Source organism: Maribacter cobaltidurans (genome assembly GCF_002269385.1).
GTDB classification, from domain to species: Bacteria; Bacteroidota; Bacteroidia; order Flavobacteriales; family Flavobacteriaceae; genus Maribacter; species Maribacter cobaltidurans.
Genome location: NZ_CP022957.1, coordinates 3,895,084 through 3,907,756, shown reverse-complemented (window position 1 = coordinate 3,907,756; position 12,673 = coordinate 3,895,084). Strand labels below are relative to the sequence as shown.

At 37.9% G+C, this 12,673-nt stretch carries 12 protein-coding genes; 5 read left to right on the top strand and 7 right to left on the bottom strand.

What is annotated here, in order from left to right; translation table 11 throughout:
- Positions 1-89 precede the first annotated feature (89 nt).
- The 5 genes from CJ263_RS17480 to CJ263_RS17460 all read left to right on the top strand — a co-directional run bounded on the left by CJ263_RS17480 (position 90) and on the right by CJ263_RS17460 (position 5,447).
- Positions 90-857 (top strand): CDP-alcohol phosphatidyltransferase family protein, encoded by a 768-nt coding sequence (locus tag CJ263_RS17480; protein WP_094999292.1) that lies wholly within the window; start codon positions 90-92, stop codon positions 855-857.
- A gap of 38 nt (positions 858-895) precedes the next feature.
- Positions 896-2,302, top strand: a complete 1,407-nt coding sequence (locus CJ263_RS17475) for an amidohydrolase family protein (RefSeq protein WP_094998451.1) — start codon at positions 896-898, stop codon at positions 2,300-2,302.
- Entirely contained in the window at positions 2,299-3,579 is a 1,281-nt protein-coding gene (locus tag CJ263_RS17470) for a metal-dependent hydrolase family protein (RefSeq protein ID WP_094998450.1), read from the top strand. The genes CJ263_RS17475 and CJ263_RS17470 overlap by 4 nt, the downstream gene beginning before the upstream one ends.
- A gap of 187 nt (positions 3,580-3,766) precedes the next feature.
- Positions 3,767-4,429, top strand: coding sequence for a class I SAM-dependent methyltransferase (locus CJ263_RS17465; protein WP_094998449.1), 663 nt, complete (start codon positions 3,767-3,769; stop codon positions 4,427-4,429).
- 109 nt (positions 4,430-4,538) lie between these two features.
- Positions 4,539-5,447 (top strand): hypothetical protein, encoded by a 909-nt coding sequence (locus CJ263_RS17460; protein WP_094998448.1) that lies wholly within the window; start codon positions 4,539-4,541, stop codon positions 5,445-5,447.
- Positions 5,448-5,512: 65 nt separating this feature from the next.
- Here the strand turns inward: CJ263_RS17460 and CJ263_RS17455 are convergent, their stop codons facing one another.
- The 7 genes from CJ263_RS17455 to CJ263_RS17420 form a co-directional block, all read right to left on the bottom strand.
- On the bottom strand, positions 5,513-6,115 hold the full coding sequence (locus tag CJ263_RS17455) for a hypothetical protein (protein WP_094998447.1): 603 nt from the start codon (positions 6,113-6,115) through the stop codon (positions 5,513-5,515).
- A gap of 141 nt (positions 6,116-6,256) precedes the next feature.
- Entirely contained in the window at positions 6,257-6,892 is a 636-nt protein-coding gene (locus CJ263_RS17450; RefSeq protein ID WP_094998446.1) for a hypothetical protein, read from the bottom strand.
- A gap of 214 nt (positions 6,893-7,106) precedes the next feature.
- Complete coding sequence (locus CJ263_RS17445) at positions 7,107-7,793, bottom strand: hypothetical protein (RefSeq protein ID WP_094998445.1); 687 nt, start codon at positions 7,791-7,793, stop codon at positions 7,107-7,109.
- Positions 7,794-7,877: 84 nt separating this feature from the next.
- Positions 7,878-9,656: a hypothetical protein gene (locus CJ263_RS17440; RefSeq protein WP_094998444.1), complete on the bottom strand. Its 1,779-nt coding sequence runs from the start codon at positions 9,654-9,656 to the stop codon at positions 7,878-7,880.
- Between the two features lie 4 nt (positions 9,657-9,660).
- Positions 9,661-10,497, bottom strand: a complete 837-nt coding sequence (locus tag CJ263_RS17435; RefSeq protein WP_094998443.1) for a DUF4062 domain-containing protein — start codon at positions 10,495-10,497, stop codon at positions 9,661-9,663.
- A 283-nt stretch (positions 10,498-10,780) separates the two neighbouring features.
- A complete protein-coding gene (locus CJ263_RS17425) occupies positions 10,781-12,022 on the bottom strand; it encodes an RNA polymerase sigma factor (protein WP_229702432.1) in 1,242 nt (413 codons plus the stop codon).
- 22 nt (positions 12,023-12,044) lie between these two features.
- Positions 12,045-12,386 (bottom strand): YciI family protein, encoded by a 342-nt coding sequence (locus CJ263_RS17420; RefSeq protein ID WP_094998441.1) that lies wholly within the window; start codon positions 12,384-12,386, stop codon positions 12,045-12,047.
- Between the last annotated feature and the right edge of the window lie 287 nt (positions 12,387-12,673).

Genomic DNA, 12,673 nt, shown 5'->3' with positions numbered 1-12,673 from the left:
TGAATAAAGCCTTATTTTTACGGGGTATTTGTTTGATATGACAAGCTAGCGTGTTCCCGTTATTGTTATTTCAAGCAATTGCCAGTCAAATGTCCAAATTACCTGAAGAACATCGTTTTTTAGATTTATCGGATTATGGAAGATCAGTTGCCTTTCAACTGGTCCAAGCAATAAAAACGACCTCCCTCACCCCTATCCATATTACGGTTGCATTCTTTGTAAGTGGTTTAACCGCCATAGTATTGCTACTTAATGAATACTACGGATTGGCGTTTCTGTTTTTGATTTTAAAATCAATTTTAGATGCTGCCGATGGAGAATTGGCGAGGGCCAAAAATACACCTTCACATACGGGAAGGTATTTAGATTCGATATCCGATATTATCTTAAACCTAATGCTGTTCCTGGCTATCTGGTACATCACAGATGGTTCTTTACTGCTTACGGTAATATCCTTTTTGTGTCTGCAATTACAGGGCACACTTTACAACTACTACTATGTCATTTTACGCAACAGACATAATGGGGATACCACGAGTCGTATTTTTGAAAACAAAAGTCCCAATGCACTTAAAGGGGAAAGTCAGAAAACAGTAAACTCCATGTTTAAGATATATTCCCTATGCTATGGTACTTTTGATTCCATCATCTACAGGTTAGATAAAAATGCCGCCAAAGGCAAAGTCTTTCCAAATTGGTTTATGACCGGGGTTTCCTCATTTGGATTGGGCTTTCAACTATTGCTGATTGGTCTTATGTTTACCTTGGGCTGGCAGCAGTATATCATTCCCTTTTTCATAGGCTATTCGATTATGATATTCATATTTATCCTGATTAGGCAATTACTGAATCGCTAATTCTTTTTACCTTCCGTATTCAATTTATTTTTTAGCTGATGAGATACGGATTTTCCTTATTAGGTATCGGAATGTTGTTTTTGGTGTTGATAAGCTGTGAAGCGGAAAAAAAGGTTTCCTATGATACCCTTTTAACGGGAGGAAATATCATAAACCTGGAAGATGGTTCCGTCAGCGTGGGTGATATTTATATTTCCGATGGGCGCATAGCCAAAGTAACGTATGATGAGATTGATGAAAACTCCACTGCAAAAATTGTGGTAGATGCCTCGGGAAAATTCATTTTACCTGGATTTTGGGATAATCACGTACATTTTCGTGGGGGCGACTCCCTAATTGAAGCCAACAAACGCTTTTTAGGACTTTTCATCGCCAATGGAATCACCACTGTGCGGGATGCCGGGGGCGACCTGACCACATCGGTCATGCACTGGAAATCGGATATTGAAAATGATGATATGGTTGGACCCACCATTTTTACCTCTGGCCCTAAAATAGATGGCCCCGGGGCAACTTGGGCCGGTTCCTTGGAAGTAGAAAACGATGCAGATATAGAAGATGCATTGGATTCCCTGCAGGCCATTCCAACCGATTTTGTCAAAATCTACGACAGTAAGATTTCCGGAGAAAACTACCTCAATACGATTCGCGCTGCGGAAAAAAGAGGATTGATAACCTCGGGACACATGCCCTTTACCACTACGTTGGAATCCACCATAGATGCAGGAATCGATGCCGTGGAACATCTCTACTACATCATGAAAGGTTGTTCTTCACAGGAAGATGTAGTTACCGAACAACTTCAAGACAACAAGATAGGTTTTTGGGATGCCATGCCGATACTGCAATCCACTTACGATGATTCTGTAGCAAAGCAAACATTTGAGCACCTAAAACAAAAAAATGTGTTTGTGGTGCCAACACTTCATATTGGGCATACCCTGAGTTACTTGGACGAGGTGGACCATAGCGAGGACGCATATTTAAAATATATGGCTCCCGGAATTATCAAGACCTTTGAAGGGCGCATCAATCGGGCCAAAAATGCTTCTGAAAAGGCGATACAGGACCGAAAGGAGTTGGACACCTTTTTCAAAAAATTGGCATTAACCCTAAACCAAAACGGCGTTTCTTTATTGGCAGGTTCTGATAGTGGGGCTTTTAACAGCTATACCTATCCCGGAATATCCCTTCACAAGGAAATGGAGGCCATGGTAGATGCGGGAATATCTCCATTGGATGCCTTAAAGGCTTCGGCCTATAACGGGGCTAAGTTTCTTAAACAAGAATCGGATTATGGAATTTTAGATTCTGGTAAGGTGGCGGATATTGTCCTATTGAATCAAGATCCTTTGAAAAACATTCAGAATACCCAAGATATTTTTATGGTGCTTAAACACGGTGAAAAATTTACCAGGGAAAACTTAAACAAAATTTTAGAATGAAATTACGGAACTCCTTTCAAACTCTTAAATCTATAAGCATTTGGACCTTGCTATTGATTTTCTTCATTACCCACAGTTATGGACAGACACTTTTAAAACCCGACCGTGTATTTGACGGGACCGATATCCATGAGAGTTGGGTGGTTTTGGTGGAAGGCAATACAATAAGTTATTCTGGGGAATTGAGCGGCCTCAAAAAGCCCAAGGGGACAAAAGAAATCGATTTGGCCGGAACTACCCTGATGCCGGGCATCATCGAAGGGCATTCCCATCTATTGTTACATCCGTACAATGAAACGGATTGGAACGACCAGGTGCTCAAGGAATCGCCCGTTGAACGTGCCATACGGGGTTCCGTACATGCTAAAAATTCCTTGATGGCCGGTATTACGACGATGCGCGATTTGGGCGCAGAAGGTGCTGGATATACCGATGTCTATTTAAAAAAGACCATTGAGGACGGAATCATTGTAGGTCCAAGATCATTGGTTGCAGGTCCGGCAATTGTAGCCACAGGGGCGTACGGTCCAAAAGGTTTTCATGATGGTGTTACTGTTCCCTTGGGAGCGGAGCCTGTTAGCGGAAAAGAAGAGGCTATAAAAACCGTAAGAACGCAAATGGGTAACGGTGCCGACTTGATAAAAATCTATGCCGACTACCGCTGGACGCCCGGAGCGGATTCCCAGCCCACCTTTTTACAGGAAGAAATCGATGCCATAGTAGAAACTGCCGAAAGTGCGGGAAAATATGTGGTAGCGCACGCCAGTACACCGGAAGGTATGAAAAGGGCCATTCTGGGTGGCGTGGAAACCATTGAGCATGGAGACGGAGGAACCTTGGAAATTTTCACCATGATGAAGGAAAAAGGCATTGGCCTTTGTCCTACCCTGGCCGCCGGGGATGCCATTACCCAATACCGTGGTTGGAACAAAGGAAAAGACCCAGAACCGGAACGTATCACTCAAAAGAAAAAATCATTTCAACTGGCACTTGAATCGGGTGTGCAGATTGTTTTTGGTGGGGATGTAGGTGTATTTACCCATGGCGAAAACTATCGGGAAATGGAACTCATGGTCCAATATGGAATGCAGCCCAAGGACGTTCTTATTTCCGCAACCAGCGGAAACGCCGCTATGTTCCATTTGGACCAGTTAGGGCAATTAAAAAAAGGCTTTTTGGCCGATATCATCGCTGTACAGGGAAATCCCATAAAAGATATTCGTTCCATACGTAAGACCAACTTTGTGATGAAGGATGGGGTGATTTATAGGGAGTAGTTGGTTGTTGGTTGTTGGTTGTTGGTTGTTGGTTGTTGGTTGTTGGTTGTTGGTTGTTGGTTAAACATATAATTATTTACTTGAATTACAATCCCCTTTTAAAACCGTTGAATGTACGTTTTGTTCCCTTGAGCTCAGTGAAAAGGCTGTTAAAAACAGCCCGATCAATCTGTATACAACCCTAATAATGTCTGACAAAAAACAGAAAAAACCATGGCCCACCAAGGCCGCCATGGAACAGATTTACGAACAGCACCTATGGGGCGGTGACCATCGTATGTTTTATTCGGGTGATGGTTCGCATGACCCAAACCTTGTAAAACCCTACATAACTGCCGCTTCTCAGTTTTTAAAGTCTTTTGAAACCCCACTAACGGTTTGTGATCTGGGTTGTGGCGATTTTAATGTAGGAAGGCAATTGGCACCCTATACCAAAAAGTATATCGGTGTCGATATTGTAGAAAACCTTATCGAGCACAATCAAAATACCTATGCAAACGAAAACATACGTTTTCATTGTCTGGATATTGCCCAAGATGATATTCCCCAAGCTGATTGTGCCATTTTAAGGCAAGTGTTGCAGCACTTATCCAACGAGGAAATAAAACGAGTCGTGCGAAAATTGAAAGACTTTAAACACCTAATCCTTACAGAGCACTTACCGGAAGGCGATTTTATTCCTAATGTGGATATCATTTCCGGCCAGGGCATCCGATTGAAAAAACAAAGTGGCCTGGATTTGTTGGTACCTCCTTTTGAGTTGAAGATTATAGAAGCAAAAGAATTGGTATCCACACCTTACAGAGACGGTAAAGGGGTAATTAAAACATCTTATTACAGAATTTTCTAACAACTAAACAGAAAATCAACAAGTTATATCAAAAAAAAGACTTGTTTTACGGAAAACCGTTTCCTAAAGAGATTGTATTTCCTATTTTAACAAAAACTATTTAGGAAAAATGAAAAAATCGGCTTACCTCTTACTTCTTTTTTTAGCTTTTATTTTTATTCAGTGTGATTCGGATACGGATAATCCTACTCCCGATCCGGTTGAAAATCCGTCAGGGCAAGACAACGGAACCAATAATGATGGAAGCAATTCCGATGATGATTCGAATAGTGATGACGGGCAAACTAGTGATGATGGTACAGGAGAAAACCAAGGGACTGATGACTCAAGTGGGGAAGGAAGCGACACAGGAGGTGACGATACTACGGGCGATGGAACCGACCCAAATACCACGGAACCCTGTGACAATGAAGATGCTGTTTTTGACAATACCGGGGATAGCGAATCGCCCAACGAATGTTCACAGCAACTGAATAACGGTACAATATCTTGTACTATCGATGGGGTATCATTTGAATCTACTGGAATACTGGCCAGTGGCGTATATGAAGAAAACGACGATGTTTTCACCCTTGGAATCATTGGAGGGGATGGTCCCGACCCCGATACTCCTATAGATCAACGAAACCAAAGGGGGGTAGCCATAACCATTTCGTCTAGCAATTTAAGGTTTGACGATCTTCAAACCGATGTTGAATACAGTGGAACCAACGGGGTGAATATTTTGACTGGGGGATTCGAGGTATTTGGTGCATATGTAAGGATACTTGACTGTGAAAACCAAGAAGGTGGTGGTGATTTTTCGCCAACGGCCAAAATTCAATTCTCAAAAATTGATAGGACTAACCAATTATTGTCCGGAACTTTTGAGTTGGTAGCTTTTGATGAGGAAACAGGCAACAGTTATGTTGTTTCCCAAGGCACCTTTGTAGACCTTTGGTATTGCAATCAAGCACCAAGTTCCGGTAAGTCTCTTTTCTTTATCAACAAACAAAAGCAGCGGTTTTTCAATCAATAAAATAACGCTTGAGTATCAAAACTTGGCGACTAATTTTTGTTTATAATGTACTCTAAGATATTTCACTATTTCAATTGATTTTTCCCGTACTTTTTTATTAGTTTTTCCGCCCCCTTTAGCATAATCATGTGTGAACTGGGATTGATGGCCGGTACATTAGCGTCGTCCTCAAAAACAGGATTCTGAACCTTTGTTTTTCCATAAACTTGGGAAGATGAGACAAGCGTTGCCGCATTTAGGTCATAAATGGATATTGAAACGGATGCCCTATTACTAGATTTTTCTATTTCATCGGGAAAAGTCAGCGTGCCCGCACCATCACTTATAACGTTTCCGGTAATATTTATTAGGTAGTCACAGTTGGTGAATCTTTTTAGTTCCTTTAAATCTGAATCGGACAAATCGAACTTGATTTTTGGAGATACCAATTTTGTACTTCTTAGATCGTTCATTTCGATTAGCGAATCTCCAAGAATTTTTTTAAAATCCCTTAGCGAATTGGAATAAAGCTTCGCATCAAATATTTTGGAATTGGATTGGGTTCTGTTCAGTATCCATTTTCCTTTGCTAAAATCCAATTGCCTTCCCGTATCAAAAAGAAAATTGTATTTCGCACCTCCACATGCATACAGCAGAAATACAAAGCTTATCAAGAATACTTTTTTCATGGATGATTCGTGTTTTTAGTTAAGTGGTGAACCGTTCGTGTATCATTAGGTGCGGTGGCCAGCACCTAATTTAGTAAACAAACTCCGAGCCAAGAAAATTCGATAGGAATTTTCCAAATAAGCACCTGCCAAAGCAATAAATTATACACTGTGCTGCAGGTAGTTTTTTCTTTTCTTTTCTCTATACAGTCCAATCATTAGACCAATAAAACCAATAGAAAAACAGGTTAGCATCCAAAATCCAAGATTATATTTGTCAATCAATGCTCTGTAAATAAAAGTAAAAACGAATAAAATTAACCCAACAATTTGCCAAAGAACATCTTTCTCCAACCTTACGTTTTTATTAAAATTAGGATTTAAATTAAATAAAATTTTAAGCTCATTCCATTCCCAAATGATAAGCAAGAGGTTTGCTGACAACATTAATCCAGTAATAACTGGCGTATAGGCGAAATAATAGGATAGGGTAATTATGAAAATATTTAAGATAATTGGAAGATTAATCAATGCCCCAAGCTTTGAGAATTTTTGTGTCATAAGGAAGAATCCTGCTATTAATTGGGTTATTCCAATGAATTGCCAATACAATCCAGATTGGTACATAGTTTCAAAAAAGTGCCAAGCACTATTTATAGGATTCAATTCTCCATTTTCAGAAGTAAAACGGTGTCCTTTTATTTTTATTAGGCTAGCAAAAACAAATGCTCCACCAATTAAATATCTTGTATAAATGATGAAAATCTGAGGTAATATTTTTTCTTTAATTCTACTCATTATTGTAGTACGTTTTTATTTCGACGAATAGAATGAAAGTTTGTTACTTAAATTACCTACATCGGTTAGTATATGAAAAGTAGGCGATTTCTAAACACTGAACTTTCGGTTAAGCATAATGTTTGAAACGAGACAAGAGCCCTGATTTTACTACTATTTAGCCTATTTTTTATATACTTTGTTAGCATTTGTTTATCTACATTCTTGTAATTTTTCAATCTCTCATTATTGGTCTGAGATAATCTGCTATCATCCCAAAAAACTGGCTTAACAAGAATAAATGAAATAAAAATATTAGAAATCCTATCCAAGTTGCCTTAAATAATTTTCGATAAATAATTAAGTCATAAACAAAAATCAAAAGCAGTGGGATGGCATAAATAACCAAAAGATGATTAATCGTTATATCAAGAAAAGAATAAAACCGAACAATTCCTGCACCACTTAAAATAATAATCGTGTAAAGAAGGTATCTTTTGTGGTAATGTGGATTATTGCGATAAATATAACCTAGAACAGCATATAGTATTCCAATAAAAAACAATCCAATTTCATTGCCCATTGCTTCAAATGGAACCTTCTCAAAAGGTATTGGTCCTCTAAGTAAAACGACATAAATGCCACTGATAAAAACTGCAATAATGAGAGGAATTAATACCTTGCCAATTTTAATATGTAAATTTTTCTTGTTTAAGATTATTAAAAGAACTTGGGCAAAAAATAAAAAATACCAACAACCTGCGAGTGCACCATGAATAATAGCTCTGATTGGAATTTCACCGCCATTAGAAATTATCCTAGATGAAGAATAACCAAATCCCAAAACCGAAGCTATTAAGTAATAGAATGCAAAAATGAAAAAGAAGTAATGGTCAGCTTTTTTCGTAGGGATGAATTTCATGGTTATTTAATTATGGTTAACGGTTTTGGCTATGCGCATTGTCCCGCAGGGTACTATTGTTATAGGTTTTGTTAGTAGCTGGGTTTATTTATTATCAGTTTTCGGTTTTGAAATATGAACTTTCCTAAGTTCTTTTGGTGAAGGTCTTTTGGAGCCAAATTCATGCTTAGCAAAGCACATTTTCGCAAGCATTGTTATCTCTCTTCTTTCTTCCTCCGTTATAAAATCAAAATTGTACTTAGCCATAAGAGCGTTATGAATGTCGTATAGGTAGAACGAATTTTTATTCAATGAGATAATATAGTCCTGAATATATTTCCTCCATTGTCTTGGTCTACAGAATACCAACAACAGGGCTAGTTTATGCCTAGTGTTTGAATCCTTAGTGTTTTGAAAGGTTTCATAAAGCAGGGGCGCGATTTTACTCGAATAAAGGTCATCTTTAAAATAGCCAACTACATTAGTCATGTTAACTTGAATAATCCTATTTAATCGAGTTTCAAAAGAATCTCCAAAATCACCCTGAAGTGTAAAGCTATGTCCGTCAAAACCTGCAGTACCCTTATCAGCCAAAATAGGCGTAAGAGCTAGTAAAACGTTTGATAATTGTTCCCAACTTCTCAGAATTTCATTCAATATTTTTCTCTTTGCTTCAGGGTCGACATAGTCGCTATTTCTCAACGCTCTTGAGGAAGCACGTATGTTTTGCATGAGGTTATGCAAAGAATACTCAGCAAAAAATGATTGAATACTTTGATTATATGGCCTAATTTGATTGTAGTTTCGGTCAGCATGTTGGTCCTTTATATCATCAGGAAGGCCTGAGTTTATAACATTTTCACTCAAATCACTCTGTGCCCTTTGTATTTGCTCCTCTGTTGGTTTCCATTGTATTTGCGAGAAGATATTCATGTCATTGGAAAGCCTGACTTTTGAATTCACAATATCGCATGTTTCATGTATATCCTTAGCTAAAACCTCTAGAGCATCAATTTTATTCCTATCTATCCCTGTATAGAATTCAATGATTTCTGGAAAAGAGGTGTACTTTTTAGATTGAAATATGTATTCGGCAAATTCCTTGTTGTTATGCATTCTTTTTGCACCGAAGTAATAAACCCAAAAAGAAGACCTAAAGCAATAATCAATCTCATGTTTGACTATAATGTTATTTAGAGTGAGAACATCAAAGACCAATTCTACTTCTAAGTCAATCAGCTTCTCTTGACAGTATTGCTTCAACTCTGTGATAAAATAGTCCTTGGAGAAGTGATAACTCTCATTGCGAATCAGTTTTTCACAAAAGCGACCAAGAACAAATTCACAATCTTTCAAGTCAGGTTTAGTCTTATACCTTGGTATTTGGTCAACGTTAAACAAAACGAAAAGTACTTTTTCAATCATGTCAGTCCTATTGATAGGGCTTTCATCAAAGTATTTTTCAGCCACCTTAAGAAGAGTAAAACAGTTCATGGGAGTTCTGTGTATGTTTAAGACTTCCAAGTCAGAAACAACCTTAGTTAAAATGGTATCCTCCATTCCTATTTCTTTTACTTTATTGTATTCAGAAACGACTTTTCTAATTTGTGTTCTCGGTAAAGCAAGGAGAAAGAGCTGTTTAAATTCCCGATTAATTTTAATCTTATTTGGTTCTTTTAAGAACTTTCCATCTTCTATTGTATGCATTAAGATTAGAGGAGTGGACTTGAATTCATCTGATAGATTTTTTAATTTTTTGAAACTATTAATTTCATAATTGTTCCAAGAATCAAGTATTATAGCCTTTACATCAGATAATTTTTGACCGCTTCGTTCGACTTCTCGTTTTGCCTCTTTGTGAATATTATGAGGCTTTGTGTTCAAGGAATCAAGATATAACCAATAGTTTCCTTTTCTCCCATGAACGAAGAACCATGTAATGGGCAAGAGAGGTCAAGCCAAACTGTGGTGGAGCATTAAATGTAATCGATTCGGGCTCATCAATTATTTCTGAAACATCAATTCTCCTTGTATAGTTTTCATCTGGGTTTTGAGATATTTCATTTGTATTACTAATGATAGGGTCAACCCAAATAATTGGTTGTGAACTGAAGGCTTGTAATGAGTTGTCTAATCTTTCTTTGAATTTAGAATGAAGAATTTCGTATTGAATATTATCTTTTGTAGATTTTTGTTTTTCTGCACCAAACAACTTAACGAAATAGTCAGTTAGGTGACTTCTAAATAGATCTTCAAATTCTTTTGGACCGCTATAAGTCCAATGATAACCTCCTAATTTTCCTACTTTTGATTTGAATTCTTCAACCTTGTTTAAGTCTTCTGTTTTAATCTCACTTTTTTTGACAGGAGCATCATTGAAGTAGAACATTATCTCCACTTCTTCTTGATTCTTTAATCGTTCATATGCGTTGTTAAATTCCTCTTCTGTTCCTGAACCCGCAGATTTAGTCTCTGTACCAAACCTATTGTTCATTATCCCAACAAATACATCGTAATCGTTACCAAGTTGTTCACTAATAATGGCTTGGCTATAATCTCCGAATGCAGGTCTGGTGTTATGTTCCCACATTCGCTTTTCAATGACAAATCCGAAACCTTCACCTATTCCTTTATTCAGTTCTTCAAATATTTTCTCGCAAATTTTTCTTTCTTCTTGTGTGTCCCCTGGTGAAGCCACTAAACATTTGAATACTCTTTTTTCCATTCTTGTCAAAGTTTGATTAAGGTTCTTTGTTCGTTGTCTTTTTACCTTGTTGCCAACAATTGTATAAATGTACCTGGGTACTTTTATTTCTATTTTAGGGGAAGTACTTTAAAATTCCTACAAAAAATTGGTTTCGACAAGAAAAAGGAGAAATATATGGCATGGACTACGCTCAGCATAGGCCGGTTAGCGACCCTAAAAGAATTGGGCACACTCTGGGTGTACCACTAAGGAGCCTCTTACTTAAAAGGTATTAATTATATACGCAACGGGACGGGCAGATTTAGATACTCCCAATTTTATTTTTAATAAAAAATTTCTCAGTATCGGTCTTACAACGTTTTAACGCTTCCTGAAGGGAATTAATGGCTTTTTCCCTATCCGTTTCCGAATAAAGTTCGCTCAGTACCAAATGATAGAAATGGTTGTCCATCAATTGTAGCTTTTCGGCTTCTTTTAGCGCAAAGTTGTTCCCCTTTACCTTGGATAGGGCAATTAATCTATTCAAGGATGCCATGGGAGAGGCATCTATTTGTATAAGCTGGTCATAGAGTTTCAAAATACTTTTCCATTTATCTTGGCTATCTTCTTTAACCGTATACCAGTAGGCTATGCTGGCTTCAAGATAGTATTTTGATGCAATTTCCCATTTTGATGCCTGTTGCAAATAGTAAAATCCTTTTTCGATCAGTTCCGTGTTCCAAAGCGTTTCATCTTGGTCTTTATATAAGACCATTTCGCCATTTCCGGTTAACCTTGCATCCAATCGGGAAGAGTGAAAACACATAAGCGACATCAGCGAATTGGTTGAATGGGTATTTGTAAGCCCATTTTGAAGTAGCAGGTACACCAGGTTCATTGCCTCCAAACAAAAATCTTTCCTTATCAGGGAATTATTGCTTTCCGAGTAATAGCCTTCACTAAACAACAAATATGTAATTCTAAGAACGGCATCCAGGCGGGCCTGTAATTGAACTTCATTGGGAATCTCGATTTGGATCTGCTCAGAACGTAATTTTTCCTTGGCCCTATGTAGCCTTTTGTTTATCGTTTCCTTCTTTGTTAAAAAGGCATCGGCAATTTCCTCAATTCCAAAACCACAAAGTACCCTTAAAGCTAAACAGATTTGAGATTTTTCCGAAAGGACCGGGTGACAGATCGTAAAAAGCATTTGTAATTGACTATCCGCAATGTTCTCATGGGACAGGTCAATGTCCAGGGTATTCCATTGTTCATTCCCCGATTTTAATTCATTCAAGATTTTATCCCTAAATATCCTGTTTCTGGTGAAGTAGTTTTTGGCCTTATTCTTGGCGACGGTGTAAAGCCAGGCGGTGGGGTTTTCAGGAATCCCTTTATATGGCCAGGTTTCGGCAGCCAATAAAAAGGTTTCGCTCGCAATATCTTCCGCAATCTCCAGATGTTCTATACCAAATGATTTGGACATGACAGCAACAATCTTGCTATATTCCGTTCTAAATAGATTTGGTATTATTTGATGGGTATTCATAAGAAAAAGCCCCATTCAAGGGGCTTTGAATTAAATTCTAATGAACTGCAATCTGTCTAACTTCCACGGTATTTCCCTCCCCTTGTAAAACGGGGGAGCCTTTGGCAAATTCGGCAGCTTCCTCTGCCGATTCCGCCCTTACTTGTATGAAACCGCCAAGGGTTTCCTTAATGTCTCCAAAGGGACCGTTGGTAACCATTTTATTGTGGTCCACCACTTTTGCATCATCAAATAATAATCCCGTTCCTCCAATAAATTTGTTCTTGGCAGCAATGCTGTCTACCCAATCCTTTTGTTGTTTCATCCATTGTTGCATTTGCTCTGGTGAAACCTTTCCGTTTGCGTTCTCATGCCTGAAAATAAGAATGAATTCTTTCATGGTGTTAAATTTTAATTATTAATGAATTCTTTAATTCAATAACAATCGAGATTTGCCAAATAGGACATTTAAAAAACATTTTTTTCTTTTTTTATCCAAGATTTCATTATCTAATGTACCCGTAACCCTAGTACTACACCTATAATCACAGGTAATGCTCTCCATGTTGGAGCACTTTAAAAATCCTATTAATTATTGGTTTCGGCAAGAGAAAGGGAAAATATATGACCTGCTTTAATAAGAGGGCCAATCTAAATAAAATGTTTGACAGCTTTAGATTCGTATTG